Annotated in this window: 20 protein-coding genes and 1 pseudogene; 6 read left to right on the top strand and 15 right to left on the bottom strand. The window is 58.9% G+C overall.

Annotated features, from left to right (window positions below; genetic code table 11):
• Nucleotides 1–18 precede the first annotated feature (18 nt).
• From ACUVTU_RS00970 to ACUVTU_RS00950, 5 genes are all read left to right on the top strand, one after another.
• Nucleotides 19–1164, top strand: a complete 1146-nt coding sequence (locus ACUVTU_RS00970; RefSeq protein ID WP_445888087.1) for an acyl-CoA dehydrogenase — start codon at nucleotides 19–21, stop codon at nucleotides 1162–1164.
• Between the two features lie 166 nt (nucleotides 1165–1330).
• Nucleotides 1331–2314, top strand: a complete 984-nt coding sequence (locus tag ACUVTU_RS00965; protein WP_445888086.1) for a CoA transferase subunit A — start codon at nucleotides 1331–1333, stop codon at nucleotides 2312–2314.
• Complete coding sequence (locus ACUVTU_RS00960; RefSeq protein WP_445888085.1) at nucleotides 2314–3126, top strand: CoA-transferase subunit beta; 813 nt, start codon at nucleotides 2314–2316, stop codon at nucleotides 3124–3126. The genes ACUVTU_RS00965 and ACUVTU_RS00960 overlap by 1 nt, the downstream gene beginning before the upstream one ends.
• A gap of 200 nt (nucleotides 3127–3326) precedes the next feature.
• A complete protein-coding gene (locus ACUVTU_RS00955) occupies nucleotides 3327–3545 on the top strand; it encodes a hypothetical protein (RefSeq protein WP_445888084.1) in 219 nt (72 codons plus the stop codon).
• 119 nt (nucleotides 3546–3664) lie between these two features.
• The gene (locus ACUVTU_RS00950) at nucleotides 3665–3862 is read left to right on the top strand and encodes a hypothetical protein (protein ID WP_445888083.1); all 198 of its coding nucleotides are present in this window, start codon (nucleotides 3665–3667) and stop codon (nucleotides 3860–3862) included.
• A 12-nt stretch (nucleotides 3863–3874) separates the two neighbouring features.
• Here the strand turns inward: ACUVTU_RS00950 and cooS are convergent.
• The 10 genes and pseudogenes from cooS to ACUVTU_RS00900 all read right to left on the bottom strand — a co-directional run bounded on the left by cooS (nucleotide 3875) and on the right by ACUVTU_RS00900 (nucleotide 12459).
• Nucleotides 3875–5788, bottom strand: a pseudogene (gene cooS / locus ACUVTU_RS00945) (anaerobic carbon-monoxide dehydrogenase catalytic subunit).
• 107 nt (nucleotides 5789–5895) lie between these two features.
• The gene (gene surE, locus ACUVTU_RS00940) at nucleotides 5896–6654 is read right to left on the bottom strand and encodes a 5'/3'-nucleotidase SurE (RefSeq protein WP_445888082.1); all 759 of its coding nucleotides are present in this window, start codon (nucleotides 6652–6654) and stop codon (nucleotides 5896–5898) included.
• The gene (locus tag ACUVTU_RS00935) at nucleotides 6654–6863 is read right to left on the bottom strand and encodes a YpmA family protein (RefSeq protein ID WP_445888081.1); all 210 of its coding nucleotides are present in this window, start codon (nucleotides 6861–6863) and stop codon (nucleotides 6654–6656) included. Before ACUVTU_RS00935 ends, surE begins: the two co-directional genes overlap by 1 nt.
• An 18-nt stretch (nucleotides 6864–6881) precedes the next feature.
• Nucleotides 6882–7442, bottom strand: a complete 561-nt coding sequence (gene folE, locus ACUVTU_RS00930) for a GTP cyclohydrolase I FolE (protein WP_445888080.1) — start codon at nucleotides 7440–7442, stop codon at nucleotides 6882–6884.
• A gap of 18 nt (nucleotides 7443–7460) precedes the next feature.
• Nucleotides 7461–8213, bottom strand: coding sequence for a 7-carboxy-7-deazaguanine synthase QueE (locus ACUVTU_RS00925; protein WP_445888079.1), 753 nt, complete (start codon nucleotides 8211–8213; stop codon nucleotides 7461–7463).
• Entirely contained in the window at nucleotides 8214–8774 is a 561-nt protein-coding gene (locus ACUVTU_RS00920; protein ID WP_445888078.1) for a DUF366 family protein, read from the bottom strand.
• Between the two features lie 19 nt (nucleotides 8775–8793).
• On the bottom strand, nucleotides 8794–9465 hold the full coding sequence (gene queC / locus ACUVTU_RS00915; protein WP_445888077.1) for a 7-cyano-7-deazaguanine synthase QueC: 672 nt from the start codon (nucleotides 9463–9465) through the stop codon (nucleotides 8794–8796).
• A 6-nt stretch (nucleotides 9466–9471) separates the two neighbouring features.
• Nucleotides 9472–9849 (bottom strand): 6-carboxytetrahydropterin synthase QueD, encoded by a 378-nt coding sequence (queD, locus tag ACUVTU_RS00910; protein ID WP_445888076.1) that lies wholly within the window; start codon nucleotides 9847–9849, stop codon nucleotides 9472–9474.
• 160 nt (nucleotides 9850–10009) lie between these two features.
• Nucleotides 10010–10225, bottom strand: coding sequence for a heavy-metal-associated domain-containing protein (locus tag ACUVTU_RS00905; protein WP_445888075.1), 216 nt, complete (start codon nucleotides 10223–10225; stop codon nucleotides 10010–10012).
• A 23-nt stretch (nucleotides 10226–10248) separates the two neighbouring features.
• Nucleotides 10249–12459, bottom strand: a complete 2211-nt coding sequence (locus tag ACUVTU_RS00900) for a heavy metal translocating P-type ATPase (RefSeq protein WP_445888074.1) — start codon at nucleotides 12457–12459, stop codon at nucleotides 10249–10251.
• Between the two features lie 166 nt (nucleotides 12460–12625).
• Here ACUVTU_RS00900 and ACUVTU_RS00895 point away from each other — a divergent pair, with 166 nt between their 5' ends.
• On the top strand, nucleotides 12626–12793 hold the full coding sequence (locus ACUVTU_RS00895; protein ID WP_445888073.1) for a hypothetical protein: 168 nt from the start codon (nucleotides 12626–12628) through the stop codon (nucleotides 12791–12793).
• Nucleotides 12794–13114: 321 nt separating this feature from the next.
• On the opposite strand, the gene ACUVTU_RS00890 is transcribed toward ACUVTU_RS00895, so the two are convergent.
• The 5 genes from ACUVTU_RS00890 to ACUVTU_RS00870 form a co-directional block, all read right to left on the bottom strand.
• On the bottom strand, nucleotides 13115–13945 hold the full coding sequence (locus ACUVTU_RS00890) for an MTAP family purine nucleoside phosphorylase (RefSeq protein ID WP_445888072.1): 831 nt from the start codon (nucleotides 13943–13945) through the stop codon (nucleotides 13115–13117).
• Between the two features lie 53 nt (nucleotides 13946–13998).
• Entirely contained in the window at nucleotides 13999–14790 is a 792-nt protein-coding gene (locus tag ACUVTU_RS00885; protein WP_445888071.1) for a class I SAM-dependent DNA methyltransferase, read from the bottom strand.
• Nucleotides 14791–14965: 175 nt separating this feature from the next.
• Nucleotides 14966–15610 (bottom strand): adenylate kinase, encoded by a 645-nt coding sequence (locus ACUVTU_RS00880; protein ID WP_445888070.1) that lies wholly within the window; start codon nucleotides 15608–15610, stop codon nucleotides 14966–14968.
• 126 nt (nucleotides 15611–15736) lie between these two features.
• Nucleotides 15737–16363: a SpoIIIAH-like family protein gene (locus ACUVTU_RS00875; protein WP_445888069.1), complete on the bottom strand. Its 627-nt coding sequence runs from the start codon at nucleotides 16361–16363 to the stop codon at nucleotides 15737–15739.
• Entirely contained in the window at nucleotides 16364–17053 is a 690-nt protein-coding gene (locus ACUVTU_RS00870) for a hypothetical protein (RefSeq protein ID WP_445888068.1), read from the bottom strand.
• Between the last annotated feature and the right edge of the window lie 13 nt (nucleotides 17054–17066).

Here is a 17066-nt window from a genome sequence, read left to right as displayed (position 1 = left end):
TTATTTAGGAGGATGAACATGCCACTACATCTAACCGAAGAACAATTGATGATGCGTGAGATGGTGCGCAAGCTGGCTCAGAACGAGCTGGCCCCCCGGGCGGCTCATTATGACAAAACCCACGAGTTTCCCTGGGAAAACATTCGCAAAATGAGCGAACTGGGCCTGATGGGCGTACCCATTCCGGAAGAATGGGGCGGCGCCGGTTGTGATTTCCTTTCTTATATTATTACCATTGAAGAAATCTCCCGGGCCTGCGCTTCTACCGGTGTCATCCTGGCCGTACACACTTCGGTAGGCACCATGCCCATTCTGCTTTTCGGTACGGAAGAGCAAAAGAAAAAATATCTGCCCAAACTGGCCTCCGGACAGTGGATTGGCGCTTTTGCCCTGACCGAGAGCAATGCCGGTTCCGATCCTTCCAACCTGTCCACCTCAGCCCGGCTGGAAGGCGACCACTACATTGTCAACGGCAACAAGATCTTCATCACCAACGGCGGTGTGGCCGATGTCTATGTCACCTTTGTCCGCACCGAGGCGGGCAGCAAAGGCTATAAAGGCATCAGCTGCCTGCTGGTGGACAAAGACACACCGGGCTTTTCCGTAGGCAAGCGAGAGGAAAAAATGGGACTGAATGCCTCCCAGACCACCGAGTTGATCTTTGACAACGCCAGAGTGCCCCGGGAAAACCTGCTGGGTGTGGAAGGCGAAGGCTTTAAAGTAGCCATGGCCCTGCTGGACAGCGGCCGGATCGGTATCGCCGCCCAGGGCCTGGGCATTGCCCAGGGCGCCTTGGATGTGGCTCTGGCTTACGCCAAAGAAAGAGTCATGTTCGGCAAACCGATCATTGAACACCAGGCGGTTGGCTTCATGCTGGCCGACATGGCCACCCAGATTGATGCAGCCCGCATGCTGGTTTACCGCGCTGCCCGGATGAAGGATATGGGTCTGCCCTTCACCAAAGAAGCTTCCATGGCCAAGATGTACGCCACCGACACGGCCATGATGGTCACCACTAATGCCGTGCAGATCCTGGGCGGCTACGGTTATTGCCGGGAGTATCCGGTGGAGCGCATGATGCGCGATGCCAAGATCACCCAGATTTATGAAGGCACCAACCAGATCCAGCGCATTGTGATTGCCAAGCAGCTAATGAAAATGTAACCCGCCGGGAAAACATCCGGCTGAATATTTACAATTTATACACAGATATATATAATACTGTACCAGGTACCATAAAAAAACCGCCCTGGGGCGGATACAGTATTGCTCAATTAATTATATCGCAAATCTTTCACCTGTTGAAGATATTTTTAAGGAGGAACAGCGCATGTCTTTGAAAGATAAGCGCATGACCATAGCCGAAGCGGTGGAATTGATCAAGGACGGCGATTCCATCACCTTCAGCGGCTTTACCATCTGGCGCCGGCCCATGGCCGCGGTTTACGAGATTGTCCGCCAGAGAAAAAGAAACCTGCACTTGATTGAGGTCAACTCGGGCACACACGGCGAGATACTCATCGGCGCCGGCTGTGTGAAAATTTTTGAGTCCTGCTGGATTGGCCATGAACTGTTCGGCAAGCTGGGCGCCAATATGGCCCGCAAACTGCAGAGCGGTGAACTGATTGTCGAGGATTACAGCCACGTGCACATGGTAATGCGCCTGATGGCCGGCGCTATCGGCGTACCTTTCCTGCCCACCCGGGCTTCTCTGGGCACGGACATTTTAAACCCCAAGTATGATGTGCTGGGCAAACACGGCCTGCGCCAGGGACAGAATCCGGTCATCCCCCGCCAGAAATTTTCTTATGCCAAAGACCCGTTCTACGGCGAAGAGGGAGATATTATTCTGGTACCGGCCGCCCGCCCCGACGTGTGTATTGCCCACGTGCAGCAGGTGGGCGACCAGGGCACTGTGCGGGTGATGGGCCAGCGCTATTCGGATGCCGAAGCCATGAAAGCCGCCAAAACCCTTATTGTTGTAGCTGAAGAGATTGTACCCGAGGAAGTAATTCGCCGCGAACCCACGGCCAACCTGATCCCCCACTATCTGGTGGATGCCATCGTGGAGCAACCCTGGGGCGCCCATCCCACCGGCTGCTTCGGCTACTACGAAGTGGACGGCGCTTTTATCCGCGATTTCTACAACAAGACCAAAACCCAGGAAGGGTTTGACGCCTGGGCGGAAGAATGGATCCTCAAAGTGGGCGACTTCAACGAATACCTGTACAAGCTGGGCTTTGGCCGCCTGGACACTTTGCGGGCCAATTCTTCCTACAAATACAGCACACATGTAAAGCGGGGTGCCAGATAATGCTGAACAACCATCAGGAAGCCAGAATCGGCGATTTTAAAGTTATCGATCTGCTAGCCGTGGCGGGGGCCCGGGAAGTGCGGGACGGCGAAGTGGTATTCGCCGGTACCGGCTTACCCATGCTGGCCGTCACCCTGGCCCAGAAGACCACCGCTCCCCATGCTTCAATTATCTACGAAGCGGGCTCCATGGACGGACGCCCCGCCCACCTGCCGGCCAGTGTGGGCGACGCCCGCTGCGAATATCAAGCCTCCTGCGCTTCCGGCCTGTTTGATGTCTTCGGCCAGCTACAGCGCGGCGTGGTGGATCTGGCCTTTTTAGGCGGCGCCGAGATTGACAAGTACGGCAATGTGAATACCACCTGCATTGGCGACTACTTTAGCCCCAAAGTGCGTTTTACCGGCTCGGGCGGCAACCCGGACATCAACTCCCTGGCCCGCCGTACCGTTTTCATCATGGTGCAGGAAAAGCGCCGTTTTAAAGAGCAGGTGGATTATGTTACCTCTCCGGGCTGGCGGGTGAAAAAATTCCCCGGCGGAGAATGGATCAGCCGGCAGGAAGCTTTCGGTTCAGTATTCCGCGGCGGCCCCTATGCGGTGATCACCAATATGGCTGTGTTCCGCTTTGATGAAAAAACCGGCCTGATGTACCTGGATACCGTCCACCCCGGCTTCACCCCGGAAGATGTCCGGCAAAACGTCTCCTTCGACCTGGACATCAGCCGCTGCCGGGGTACCACCAAACCGCCCACCTACCACGAACTGCATTTGCTGTACAACGTCATCGATCCCGAGGGCCTCTTCCTGGCCTGATGGGCACAAGCAGTTTACTGCAGCCACAGCGCGAGCTGTGGCTGTTTATTTATTGCCCCGCAACCATCAGGCGGGCAAATTTCCGGGTTTAACCGGCAAAAATGCCTCTTTAATGCACTTTCCCGGGTTTGACTGTCGGAGTATAATTAATTTGTAAAATCTATAAACCAGAGATATAACGTTTTAAGGAGATGTTCCCCGTGATCAAGGATCTTTATTATACAACCGACAGTAAAGTGGTCCGGTTTGTCCTGGATCGCCCCCAGCCTTACAAGGACATCATGTTCATGGACTTCCCGGTTACCGGTACCCTGATCATCCTGGACCGTCAGGACTTGAGCGGCAGCAAAGCTCAGAAAAAGCGCGTCCTGGTCAAAAGCATTGAAGAAATGAACCAGTTGCTGCACACCCGGGCCTGAGCGACATTCTTTTATGCTCAGGCTAAAATAATACCATTATTTTTCAGAAATTTTACAATTATCTCGCAGGATAAATGCTTATTTTTGTTGAATACCTTACCAGGAGAGGAGTGATGCCTATGGCCGCCGCCACCGATTTATACACGCTGGAAAAGGAAATCCACGAACTGGAAACCTCTTTACAGAGAAGAGAGAGCTGGTGGCACATCAACGACGACAGGTACACCTACGCCAAACAGCGCATCATGTATGATCAAAAGCGCCTTTCGGCGCTGAAGAAACTGGCTGCCGCACTGCGCGAAAGCCTGGTGGAATGAAGCCCGGCACGGTTATATACCCAGCTGGGCTCTTTTTTTCATGATGTGCTGCTCAATGCCGTCCGCCGCCTCCTGCGGCGTGTTCCCCAAAGCTACCTTACCTCCAGTCAAACCCTCCAGATCCCGGGTGAGCAAATTGACCAGATCCGGTCCACCGGTTACCGGAGGCACCGGAGCCAGGTGAGTATACAGGCCAAAAGCCAGGGCAAAAATAGCGTCAATGGTTGCCTTCTGCTCCAGGTACTGGGGAGCAGTCACCGCCACCGGCAGGTCACAGGTATCTACCCCCAGGGCATTGGCTATTTCGGTAACCAGCATGGACATGCGCCCGGTGTCGGTACAGGTACCGAAGCTGAGCACCGGGGGAATGTTCAGGGCCCGGCAGATCTCCTGCAGCCCCGTACCGGCCTAAGCTACCGCCTCGGGATGGCACAGCCCGGCCACCTCCAGCCCGTGGTTGCCGCAGCCACCGCTGATCACCAGAATATCCCGCTGGATCAGCTCTCTGGCGACATGCACGGTCATGTAGTCGTGTGGACCGGTGGCCAGCGTGGTGCAGTTGACCAGGGCCACCACCCCTTTGATTTTCCCCGCCTTAATCACATCCAGCAGCGGATCCAGCTTCCCGCCCAGTGCCTTGAGCACAGCCTCGGTGGAAAAACCGGCCACGGCCTTCTGTACCCGGGCGGGAACGTGCGCCTGAATGCCGCGGGCCCGTCTCTGGCGGAAATTTTCTATGGCCAGGTCAATGAGCTGGCGGGCCATGCCAGCCACTTCCGGCGGCTTGTAATCGAATATTTTATGTACGCCGGGCACCCGCACCAGATCGTTCACCGATACCAGGGTGATCTGGTATTTTTCGGCATAGGGGGCTACATAGGGCGGAGAGCAGTTCTCGTCCATGGCGAAAACATCCACGGTGCCGGTGGCCAGCAGCGGCTCGATAGCCAGCCAGTTGCCAGTCAGTCCGCCGAAGACCTCATCTACAGGAAAGCGCTGCAGCACTTCCTGCCCGCACTCGATGGAGCCGGTCACCCTGACCCCTTTTGCACCGGCCTGCCGGGCCTTTTCCTGCACCGCCGGATCCCGGGCGGCCATAATGCAGGCCACGCCCACCCAGGGTTCATGTCCATTGAAGACAATATTCACGTAGTCCGGATCCATGATGCCCAGGTCCACCTGCACCTCGTGCGGCGACGGCGTGCCGAAGAGAATATCCTGCACCATTTCCAGACCAATCTGCGAACCATAAATGGTCGCTATGCCCAGGCGCAGGGCTTTTTTGGCCATGGAAACATAATCGCCGTCCACATTGGTCAGGCAGCTGGCGGTAGCATCTTTGATTTCATGCAGCACCCCGACCGGGTAAATACCCAGTTCCCGCCATTTTTGCCGGCGTTTTTCCGGGGCGAACACTTCCACCATGCGCGGCGGCTCGTCATAACCGCTGGCCAGTTGTCCGATCAGAAAGTCGGCCAGGTTGATCGCCGCCTGTTCTTTGCTGCTGCCCTTATCCAGCCCCAGCCGGTCACACATCCAGTACAGCTTGTCTGTATCAGTGATTTGATAGGGCGTTTTGCCCTCGGCGGTCGATTTTAGCGTGCGAAAAGCGTTGTAGGCATGATGGGTATAGGTGGATGTACCCATCACATTGCGCAGCAGCATATCCCGCATGGCCATAGCATTGCGGTCTATACCGCAGGTACCGTGCGTAGCGCCGCTCTTGTCCGAAATGCGACAGGGCCCACCGGTGCACAGCTGGCAGCTCAGCCCCTCGGAGCAGAAATTGCACCGGATTCTGGCCTGCGGGTCAAAACGGTCAAAAACGTTGCTCAAACCGTCCCGGTGAATTTTTTCATACATCTCCTGCACTGAATCATGAATGCTGACCCGCCCGTCCAGGCGATAATCTTTCTCGCGGCTCAAAAATATTCCTCCCCTGAGAACATTTTTACGCGTCTTATTATGCCTGATTGGAAGATTATCCATTCATGTCCTCCAGGGGAAGCAGGTTCTTTAATTTTTGTCCACTGTCACCACTGCCTGCGGGCAATTTTCTCCATGAACTGGTAATCGGTCAGGTCAATCTTCACCGGCGTGATGGTGATATATCCCAGCCGGTTGGCGCAAACGTCGGTGTCGGGCGTGTTTTCGTCCACCTCCAGGGGTTCGCCGGCCATCCAGAAGTATTCCCGTCCCCGGGGATCGGTGCGCCGGTCAAAAATGTTCACATAACGCCGCCAGCCCAGGCGTACCACCTGCACGCCGGCCGGCTGTCCCGGCGGCACATTGACATTGAGCAACACGCCCGGCGGCAGATCCAGGTCGGCCAGCTGGCCCACCAGCCGGGCGGCAAACCGGGCAGCCTGGCTGAAGTCCCGGCTGTGAAAGTCGGTTAGAGAAATGGCCATGGCCGGCACACCGTTGATCACACCCTCCACGGCAGCCGAAACCGTACCCGAATAGATCACATCGGTACCCAGGTTGGCCCCCTGGTTGATACCCGAAACCACCAGATCAGGCACATCGGGCAGCAGTTCCTCAATGGCCAGCTTGACACAGTCGGCCGGTGTACCATCCACCGCCCAGCCCCGGGTTTTTTCCGCTCCAAAGTCCAGCGGCCTGGCCCGCAGCGGACGGTGCATGGTGATGCCGTGGCCCACGGCGCTGCGTTCCCGGTCGGGTGCCACTACATACAGCTCATCGATCAACGGCAGGCGGGCCAGCTCCTCCCGCAAAGCCTTCAGCCCCGCCGCCAGATAGCCGTCGTCATTGCTCAGCAATACGCGCATTATTCCACCTCGTAAACACTGATCACCATCTGGCCCGAGCCTTTGTGCTTGGTCAGGCCGAACATAATTTTTTTATGTTTGAGATGCTTGTTTAAGAAGTCCACCACCTTGTACATTTCCTCATAGGGGGCAAATTGTTGCACGGCAATCAATTCCAGTTTGCCCTCTTTGTGTTCTCCCGGAGTGGTCTCCTGTTTTTGCTCCTGCATGAAATAATCTACGCTCCTTTAGCCCTTGATTAAAGCCATGGCTTCCGCCCGGGTGGCCTCATTGCGCTGGAAAGAACCGCGCACCGCCGAGGTGACAGTCTTGGAGCCCGGCTTGCGCACTCCGCGCAGGGTCATGCACATGTGCTCGGCCTCCAGCACCACCAGTACGCCGTGGGGCCGCAGCTGGCGCATGATGGCATCGGCAATCTGGGTGGTCAATCTCTCCTGCAGCTGGGGGCGGCGGCTATAGCCCTCCACCACCCGGGCCAGTTTGGACAGACCGGTTACATTGCCCTGGCGGGGGATGTAAGCCACATGCGCGCGGCCGAAAAATGGCAGCAAATGGTGCTCGCACATGGAGTAGAAGGGAATATCCTTCACCAGTACCATTTCCTCATGCTCTTCCGAAAACATTTTTTGCAGGTGGGCCGCCGGATCTTCCCACATGCCGGCAAAGATCTCCTCATACATGCGGGCCACCCGGGCCGGCGTTTCCAGCAGCCCTTCTCTTTCTGGATCCTCACCGATGGCTTCCAGGATCATGCGCACGGCCAGTTCGATTTTTTGTTTATCAATCATCCAAACCTCTCCCCCTTCTCAAAGCAACCCCAGCAAAACATGGGTCTGGGGCACCAGCCGGACATCGGCCAGGTATTCCAGCGCCCGGGCCTGCAGTTCCAGCGCCCGGGCCGGGCTTAACGCCACTTTTCCCTCTCGGGTCAGCGGCTGGATCACCAGAGGAATGTTGCGATCACAGCTGCTCACCAGCCGTACAGCTTGCATAAACTGTTCCAGCGGTGCCCCGTCGTCCACTACTATCTTTATGTACAGATTTTTTTCCCGGGCCAGGTGAAGGAACTGCTCATGCCGGGTCCAGTACTCCTGACCGCTTAAATAGCACGGCAACTTGATGTCCATGGAGACCCAGCGCAGCAAAGGCAGCACCCGCTCCAGCCTGTCGGGCAGCGTACCATTGGTTTCCAGAAAAATACCCTGCCGGAAGCCCCGCAGAGCGGGCAGCAACTGGCCTAAAAAATCGACCCACAGCAGGGGTTCTCCGCCGGTAAGGCTCAAAGAATGGTGGGCCGCCGGCCCGAGCTGCTCAATTATTGCTCTCACCTGAGAAACTGTTAGTGGATTGGGCACTTCCCGCCATTGTGGCAGACCGGCCGCACTGGCAGAAGCGGCCTGATAGCGGCAGCAAACCGGCTGCGGCAAATTGGTATCACAGTATGCACAGCGCAGATTGCAGCCCGCCAGGCGTAAAAATACTTGCCGCACCCCCACCAGAGGCCCCTCTCCCTGGGCCGAAGAAAAAATCTCCCGCACCACAGCACTGCCGGCGCTCATTTATTTTACTCCTCTCACCTTGCAGCGGGCCCGGGCCATACCCACCAGCTCATTCCGGTAGGCTTCGGCAAAGCGGGCGGCCAGTTCACCCACCGCCTCTTCCCGGTAACCCAGTTCCAGCAGGCCCACCGCCGGTACGGGCGTACCTGCAGAAACCAGATTCAGACCCACATGCATCAACACAGAAACCGGTGAGGCTGTAGCAATAGAAATGGACAGCTTGCGCCCGCCTATGTACAGATCATCGCCCTGCCGCTCCACCCGGTGACCATCCCGGGTCAGTTGTTCGCCAATCAAGGCCATGAACAGCCTCTGCCGGCAGATCATCTGCTCCAGATCAATGGAAAAATGCTCCACAACAAAGTGCAGCATGTCGGAACCATAGATGGGGGAGCGCTCCAGCACATCCTCCACGTCCACCATTTCATCCCAATCAATGGAGCAGGGCCCCCGAAAAGCGACGATGGAATCGCCCAGCAGGCCGAAGTTTTTATAAGCCCACAGCGAAGCCAGCTGATGGCCGGTATAGGCCAGTGTGCCGGGTACCAGGTAGTAATGCATGCCATCTCTCCCTTCAGCATCAGGCCTGTTCAGATCCGTCATCCTGCTGTTCCAGAGCCCGCCTGAACCTCTGGCAGCTCTCACAGCGGCCGCACATGGCCTCGCCCCCGTGGTAGCAGCTCCAGACCAGCTCCAGCGGCGCTCCCAGCCGGCGTCCCAGAGCCACAATTTCCTTTTTGTCCAGCAGAAGTGTGGGACTGACCACCTGCACCCGGTTCAGCGTGGAAAAAGCCAGAGCCTGGCTGGCGGCCCGCACAAAATCCAGACTGTTGTCGGGAAAGGTCTGCGCCTCCTCCCGGTTGAAACCGGCTACCACCCGGTCGGCTCCCAGGCTTTCGGCAAAGGCGGCCGCAATGTTGATCATGATGCCGTTCCGGTTGGGTACCCAGACCGCCCGGGCCGTCCCGGCGGTAACCGCCGTATCGGCCAGCTGGTCGGCCGAAAGTTCGGGCACCGCACTGTCCCGGTTCACCAGCGCGGAGGTGGTGATTTCCGACAGAAAAGGCAACTGCACCACCCGGTGGGGCAGTCCGTAACGGTCACAGATCCGCCCGGCCGCCCGGATCTCGGCAGCGGCCGCCCGCTGGCCGTAGTCAAAAGTCAGAGCCAGCAGCACCGGCCCGTCCAGGCGGGCCTGGGCCAGCGCCACTGTGGAATCCAGTCCTCCTGAAAGCAACACCACACTGCGCATAATTTGCTAATCCTCCCGGTAGGTGGCCGCCGCATCGGGTGATTCCCAAACCCGCACCTGGCCCACCCGCACATTCAGCCCCGACCCGACCAGGCCGGCCGCCATGTGTTGGAAAACCTGCCGGGCGATGTTTTCCGCCGTGGGGTTTTGCTGCTGGAAGTCCGCCGCCTGGTTCAGACAGGTGTGGTCGTAATTTTGCAATATGCCGGCCAGCATCTTTTTCAGCACGCCAAAATCCACCAGCATGCCGGCCCGGTCCAGTGTCGTGCCGGAAACGGTCACCTCCACCAGCCAGGTATGGCCGTGCAGGTTGGCGCACTTGCCCTCATAGTGCTGCAGCAGGTGTGCCGCTGAAAAATCTTTTCTTATTGTTAGTTCGTACACGGAAATTATCCCACCCCCGGTGCTGCGACAGTTTTCCCGTCATGCTGTCCGCGCTCCCTGGCAGCGCTAGATCATAGTAGTTCGGTCACGGAGCGGGACTTCCTGCCGGCAGGGAAAAAATTATGGCGAAGGGAAGGGCCGGGCCCTTCCCTTTCCGGTGTTATCCCACCACAGTGTATCCGGCATCCAGAATGGCTTCTTTCAGCTCCTGGCTGGTTGTCCGCCCCGGATCAAAACTCACCTGCACCCGGCCGGCCGCCAGATCCACCTGCACATCCTCCACACCGTCCAGCGCTTTCAGCGCTTTTTCCACCGCCATCTGGCAGTGCTGGCAGGACATACCTTCTACCTGATAAATTTCCTGCTGTAAGGCCATGTGAATTCCTCCTCATATGTTAATTATTTGAATGCGCGCAGGCGCAGCGCGTTGCTCACCACGGTCACCGAACTAAAAGCCATGGCCGCTCCGGCCACCACCGGACTCAAGTAACCGGCTGCCGCCAAAGGAATGCCCAGGGTGTTGAAGATGAAAGCCCAGAACAGGTTCTGCTTGATATTGCACAGGGTGGCCCGGCTGAGCCGGATGGCATTGACCACGCCCTGCAGATTGCCGCCCAGCAAGGTTACAGGCGCGGTTTCCATGGCAATGTCGGTACCCGAGCCCATGGCGAAACCCACATCGGCTGCCGCCAGAGCGGGGGCATCGTTGATACCGTCCCCCACCATGCCCACCACCAGGCCGCGTTTTTTCAGTTCGGCCACCCGGTCGGCCTTGTCCCCGGGCAACACCCCTGCCAGCACGTGGCGGATGCCGGCCTGGCGGGCTACCGCCTGAGCTGTGCGCGGATTATCCCCCGTGATCATCCACACTTCCAGGCCCATCTGCTGCAGCCGCTCCACCACACTGGCGGCCTCGGGTTTGAGGGTATCGGCCAGAGCCAGCAGGCCGGCTACCTCGCCATCCAGCACAGCAAAGACCGCGGTTTTGCCCGCCTGTTCCAGCTCGGCCAGCCGGCCCTGCCACTGTGCCAGATCATACCCCCGGCTGGCGATGAAATCGGGTTTGCCCACCAGGATCTGCCGCCCCTGCACCCGGGCCTCCAGCCCGAAGCCAGGCCGAGCCTGAAACTCCTCCGGAGGCACCACTGTTACCCCCTGCTGCCGGGCCTGTTCCACCACTGCCGCAGCCAGAGGATGTTCGGAAGCACTCTCGGCGCCCGCCACCAGGCCCAGCAGCTCCCGCTCTCTGTCCCGCCAGCTCCCCAAAGGCAATAAATCGGTCAACACGGGCTGGCCAGTGGTGAGGGTGCCGGTCTTGTCCAGCACTATAGCACTAAGTGAGCCCGCTCTTTCCAGGTATTCTCCCCCTTTGATCAGGATGCCCATTTCCGCCCCCTTGCCTGTACCTACCATAATGGATGTGGGCGTGGCCAGCCCCAGAGCACAGGGGCAGGCAATCACCAGCACGGCGGTGGCGTGCAGCAAGGCGGGCGCCAGCTGCCCCGGCAAACCCCAAAAGTACCAGAACAGAAAGGTCAGCACAGCTATGCCCAGCACCGCGGGTACAAAATAGGCCGCCACCAGGTCGGCCAGGCGCTGGATGGGTGCTTTACTGCCCTGGGCCTGTTCCACAATGCGGATAATCCTGGCCAGTACCGTATCCTGACCCACACCGGTAACCCGGACGGTAATGCTGCCCAGCTGGTTGAGAGTAGCGCCCGTCACCCGGTCACCGCTCTTTTTCTCCACCGGGAGGCTCTCCCCGGTCAGCATGGACTCGTCCACGGTGGTTTGCCCGCTGACTATTTCCCCGTCCACGGGAATTTTCTGGCCCGGCCGTACCAGCACCAGATCTCCCGGCCGCACCTGTTCCAGCGGCACGGTAACTTCCTGACCGTCCCGCAGCAGCACGGCGCTGCTGGCCTGCAGCGACAGCAGTTTGTTGATGGCCGCCGAGGTGCGACCTTTGGCCCGGGCCTCCAGCAGTTTGCCCAGCAGCACCAGGGTGATCACCACGGCCGCGCTTTCGAAATAGATATTGTGTCCGGCATGCCCTTTGGCCGCCAGGACATTCCAGGCACTTAAGACGTAGGCCGCCGTAGTGCCCAGCGCCACCAGCACGGCCATGTTGGCGCTGCCGCCGCGCAGTGACCGGTAGGCATCGGCATAAAAATAACTACCTCCCACCAGCTGGACGACCGTGGCCAGCACCAGCTGGGTCAGGGGCTGTCCCAGGTACAGGGGTAGCGAACGGTGCCAGAACATGAACAGCATATTCAACACCAGGGGCAGAGAGAATAAGGCCGAGATCAGGAAAAGCCGCCGCACCCGGTTAATTTCCCGCCGGCTCCACTCCTCACCGTCCGCTCCGCCCTCCTGTACGGGGGCGGCCCGGACCACCTCGTAGCCCAACCGGTTAATCCGGTCGCCGATCTCCTCGTCAGCCGGCCCGTCTGCTCCCACCCGCACCAGGGCTGAACCGCTTGCCAGGTTGACACTCACCTGCTCCACGCCGGGCAGCCGGGAGAGCGACCGCTCGATGCGGGCCGCACAGGCGGCGCAGGTCATGCCGCGAATCAAAAAACGATATTCCTTTGGTGCTGCTGCCAACTTTGTAACCTCCCCACAGCTTGCCCAGTACCCTGCCCTACCCGGACCACCGGACCGATGGCAGATTGTATCTGAAAACTACCCGGCCCGGATAATCAGCCGGCCGGCGTGCCAACATAATATACGACCGCATGTTGCTAAAATAAAGCCAGGAGGTGCGAGCAAATTGCCCAGGCATACTACCGAAATCCTGCCGCCCCAAAAGCAGCGCGACAAGTACTTTGTCCCCGAACCAACCGGTTCGGCGCCGGCCGTAAACCTGGACGGCCAGACCGACCATCCGTACACCGACCAGATCCTGGACGAATTGGGCCGGAAGAAAAAAGAAAAATGAGCGCATTTATAGTATAGCGCTCCGGCGGTGGATAAAACATTAATAAAAGATTAAACTTTTTTCTCAACCAGACCAGCGGGGGCACCGCACGGTGCCCCCGGACCTGTCCTGGCCACATTCCCAACTTTATCGCCCGCATGCCGGGCTGCTCCGGCCTGGAGCATGGCCCGCGCTCTCCGGCGCGAGGCCAATTAAACCATTGAGTTTAGAGCTGGTCTTTAGTATACGGCGTTGCCTACTTTAAACCTCTAACCCCCACCTCCCCTGCTGTTCTAGTAAATTTATATGGTACCGCGCGGCAAACTTGCCTGGTAATATATACTACTTTTCCTTGAGCAGGGTTTCATGGCGCAGGTCCGGACAACCGCACTGCTGGCTGTCATCCAGCTGCTGGGCGGCGGCCAGAAGCAGCCCGGCAATCTGGCGGGCCGAATTGCGGAAAATATGGGCCAGTTCGGCGTGGGTCCACTGGCGCACTACGCCTTCGGCATAGTTGACCACCAGGTCGATGCGGCCGTAACAGGCACTGATTTCCCGGGCCAGATAAACCTCGGGACACATGCTCTGGCCCACCATATCGGCCCCCAGGCGGGAGAGCATCTGCACCTCGGCCACGCTTTCAAAATGGCGGCCGTCGGTCACCGCATAGACGCCGCGGGAAAAGACCCGCCCCTCGTGGTACTGCCGGCGGGCTACCTCATAGAGCAGCGCAGTGATCTGCGGGCAAACCGGCTGGCGCATCACCAGCAGGTGGGTACTGCCCAGGCTGACATCCTTGCGCATGGAAAAATCCAGGTAGTCCGACGGCACCAACACATCGCGCAGTTCCAGCAGGTGGTTGATGCTGCCCACCCCGCCCTCGGCCATAATCTTTTTCACTCCGGCCTGCTGCAGGACCCAGAAAACCTGCCGGGAAGCGTCCGCCCGGCTCACTCCGGGCCGCCAGCCGTGCATCTTCACGTGCAGAAATTCCTTGTCCCCCAGGCGAAAATGCTTGAAGGGCGGACTGGCTCCGAAAGGAGTCTGGTACACCAGATCTCTGGCCAGCACCTGCACCGCATATCCTTCCCCGTTCAGATCTTCGGGAAATTGCAGGCTGAAGGTGCTGGATCCGCCGATCAGGGCATATTTAACTGCGGGTATTTGCACCACGGCTTAAAAACCTCCTCTGCCGGCCCGGGCCCACATCCGCCCGGCCCACGGGATTAATCTGCGGCCTCCCCCGGGCACCCACACCGGGCCACATAAAATACTCGCCGGCTGTCGGGGCGGGGCGGCGCAAAAGTAAAGGCATCAAAACTGTCCAGATAGAGCAGCCCGGCCTGCTGCAGAGCCCGCAGCACCTCGTCGCTGCTGTAGGCCCGCTCGCGGTGTTTTTCCTGCTGGCGAACATAGCTTTCCCCCCGGCGAATAAAAGCCAGCAGGTCGATTTCCCACTCCCGGCGCTCCGGCCAGCAGCAGGTACGGTAGATCAGCGTGAAATCAGCCTCATCCACCACCACCGGCTCCGACGCGCCCTCCCGGCACCAGAACAGTGTGTTCAAATCAAAGATAAACAGGCCGCCCGGCTGGAGCGCCCTGCGCACACAGGCAAAGGTGGCCACCAGCTCCGACCAGTCCAGCAGATAATTCAACCCGTCGTGAAAACAGGTCACCAGATCCACCTTTTCCGGCAGCTCGAAGCAGCGCATGTCCATCTGATAAAGCTGCAGGGTCAGGTTTTCCTGTTCCGCCCTGCGACGGGCCACCTCCAGCATGGCCGGTGAAAGATCCAGCCCGCTGCACCGGCAGCCGCGCCGGGCCAGGGGCAGCAGGGTCTGGCCCGTGCCGCAGGCCAGATCCAGCACACTGCGCGGCACCAGATCATGCCGGGCCGCCATTTGCAGGACATATTCGATCCAGGCCGTGAAGTCCACACCGGACACCAGATAATCATATATACCGGCCAGACCTTCGTAGAGCACCTTGTCCGGCCGGGATAAACCGCGTTTCAACATACTGCCAGCGCCTCCCGGTTGCTTTGCGGTTTATTTTATCACAACCCGGGGCCCTGCGGCAGGTCCAGATGGACCGGCCAGCTGATCCAGCCCATTGATCCGGCAACGCCCGGGGCTGAAAAACGGCCCGGGCAAAAATTGCCGGGCCGTGCTCATCAATCAATCCGTATACAACCTACTTCTTTACGGCCGCCAGGATGTCGGCCAGCACCTTGCTGATTTCCTGGTCACCGTTGATGTTCAGGAGGAGCCCCTTGGCCTGATAGTAGTCAATCAGCGGCTGGGTCTTCTCTTCGTAGGCTTTAAGACGGGTGGAAACCGATTCTTCATTGTCGTCAGAACGCTGGTACAGCTCGCCACCGCAGGAGTTGCACTTGCCTTCCACCTGGGGCGGATTGAAAACCACGTGGTAGGAAGCACCGCAATCCCGGCACACCCGGCGGCCGGTCAGACGCACCATCAGCTTGTCCAGAGGAACAACAATGTTGATCACACCGTCCAGCTTGATGTTCAGGCTGGCCAGAGTTTCATCCAGGGCTCTGGCCTGTTCCACCGTGCGGGGGAAACCGTCCAGCAAAAAGCCGTTCTGGCAGTCGGGCTTGGCCAGGCGATCCTTGACCATACCGATAACCACTTCATCGGGCACCAGCTGGCCGGCATCCATGTATTCCTTGGCCTTTTTGCCCATCTCGGTGCCTTCTTTAATGGCATTGCGGAACATATCACCGGTGGAAATATGGGTAATTTTCAGCTCTTTGACCAGCACCTCGGCCTGAGTCCCTTTGCCGGCCCCCGGCGGTCCCATAATGAGCAGGTTCAACCTAATCCCCTCCTGAAAATTTTTTTATTTCTGGCTGGCAAAATTATATCACAGCACCGCTCCGGGAGAAAATATCCGGGGCACCGAATCACCTTTTTTTTCTTGCCCGTCGTAAAAATCCCGGCCTCAGGGCCGGGGTATAATCACCACCCGCTCGGCCGGGATGCCGCTGCTGCGGGAAACCAGATCGGTAATGCGCAGCACCTCATCGGGCAGCAGCTGGCTGGCCTGCACCACCGCGGTAGCATTTTCCTGCCCCAGACAGACCACCGCTTCGGGAAACCCTTTGGCTTTAAGCAGACTTTCCGCCTGGCTTTCGCTGCTGCTGGACTTGACCAGCGTGAGCAGCCGCTGGTTGGCTTCCTGCTTCACCTGTTCGTCACTGGCCGGATTATTGATGATTTCCTTGAGCAGCTCTATCTCCTGCCCCCGGGTACGCTCCCTCTCCAACCGGTAGTCGATAAAATAATTGCTTTTTTCCGCAGGCACAGCCTGGCCGATCGCCTCCTGGCTGCCGGCTGTGTCCAGGCCGGAGCCAGCCGAGCCGGCTTGCAGCTCTCCCGGCCCGACCCCACCGGCTTCCTTGGGCACAGGAGAACTGCTGACCGCCGCCTGCGGCTGATCCGAAGCAGCCCGGCTGCCCGAAAACACCGCCCGGGCCGGCAGATCGGCCTTAAGGCGCCAGGCCAGCCCGCCGACCATGAGCAGGACCAGCCCCATTAATATCCACTTGCGACTGATGAAAAAGGCCATTTACGATCCCTCCCGGGCGGGTAATACCAGAATTTTGTGGCCCGGTACGGCCAGAGCAACCTGGACAGCCTGAAACAGGCGCGCCTTGACCTGCGGATCGGCCGCCCCGCTGGCTACCACCAGCACACCGGCAATCTGGGCCGCCTGCTCCTGCTTCACCACGGGCTGCTCGGTATTTTGCCCCCGTACCACTACCAGCTGCGTAGCATCGCTGTTTTCACTGATTTCCCGGCTGCCGCCGCTCTGATCTTTTTCCTGGGTGACCTTGTGACCCAGGGTAGTGTTTACGGCAAACTCCTGCCGGGCGGAAGCGGCCAGGCGCACCGTCACCCGCACTTTACCGGCACCCGCCACTTCGCTGAGCATCTGCTGCAGTTTATCCGCCAGCTGTTTCTCCTCGACCGACATGCCGCTCTGCTCCTGACCGCTGGCGCTGTTACCGGTTCGTCCGGCAGTTCCAGATGCGCCCTCCTGAACATTCAGTCCGGCCTGTTTGGGCTGGAGCAGCATCTGCTGCCCGTCCACCGCCGGGGCACGGCCTTCCCGCCCGCCCAGCACCAGCACCACACCAATAAATACCAGGCCCAGCAGGATCACCACCTGCTGCCAGTGCGGGCGGGGTATGCCGCCGCTGTCGTCGCCGCTCCCCGCCCCGCCTTTCCCGGACAGCCATTTACGCCACCAGTCCATGATACCCTGCACC

The organism is Desulfurispora sp. (genome assembly GCF_052744395.1).
This window is presented reverse-complemented; position numbering and strand designations above follow the sequence as displayed.

Excerpts from the sequence above, each read along its gene's own strand:
- surE (WP_445888082.1), bottom strand. The coding sequence starts at position 6,654 with ATGCGCGTATTGCTGAGCAATGACGACGGCTATCTGGCGGCGGGGCTG.
- ACUVTU_RS00920 (WP_445888078.1), bottom strand. The coding sequence starts at position 8,774 with ATGCATTACTACCTGGTACCCGGCACACTGGCCTATACCGGCCATCAG.
- ACUVTU_RS00965 (WP_445888086.1), top strand. The coding sequence starts at position 1,331 with ATGTCTTTGAAAGATAAGCGCATGACCATAGCCGAAGCGGTGGAATTG.
- ACUVTU_RS00925 (WP_445888079.1), bottom strand. The coding sequence starts at position 8,213 with ATGAGCGCCGGCAGTGCTGTGGTGCGGGAGATTTTTTCTTCGGCCCAG.
- ACUVTU_RS00950 (WP_445888083.1), top strand. The coding sequence starts at position 3,665 with ATGGCCGCCGCCACCGATTTATACACGCTGGAAAAGGAAATCCACGAA.
- ACUVTU_RS00960 (WP_445888085.1), top strand. The coding sequence starts at position 2,314 with ATGCTGAACAACCATCAGGAAGCCAGAATCGGCGATTTTAAAGTTATC.
- ACUVTU_RS00970 (WP_445888087.1), top strand. The coding sequence starts at position 19 with ATGCCACTACATCTAACCGAAGAACAATTGATGATGCGTGAGATGGTG.
- queC (WP_445888077.1), bottom strand. The coding sequence starts at position 9,465 with ATGCGCAGTGTGGTGTTGCTTTCAGGAGGACTGGATTCCACAGTGGCG.
- ACUVTU_RS00935 (WP_445888081.1), bottom strand. The coding sequence starts at position 6,863 with ATGCAGGAGCAAAAACAGGAGACCACTCCGGGAGAACACAAAGAGGGC.
- ACUVTU_RS00870 (WP_445888068.1), bottom strand. The coding sequence starts at position 17,053 with ATGGACTGGTGGCGTAAATGGCTGTCCGGGAAAGGCGGGGCGGGGAGC.
- folE (WP_445888080.1), bottom strand. The coding sequence starts at position 7,442 with ATGATTGATAAACAAAAAATCGAACTGGCCGTGCGCATGATCCTGGAA.
- ACUVTU_RS00885 (WP_445888071.1), bottom strand. The coding sequence starts at position 14,790 with ATGTTGAAACGCGGTTTATCCCGGCCGGACAAGGTGCTCTACGAAGGT.
- ACUVTU_RS00905 (WP_445888075.1), bottom strand. The coding sequence starts at position 10,225 with ATGGCCTTACAGCAGGAAATTTATCAGGTAGAAGGTATGTCCTGCCAG.
- ACUVTU_RS00875 (WP_445888069.1), bottom strand. The coding sequence starts at position 16,363 with ATGGCCTTTTTCATCAGTCGCAAGTGGATATTAATGGGGCTGGTCCTG.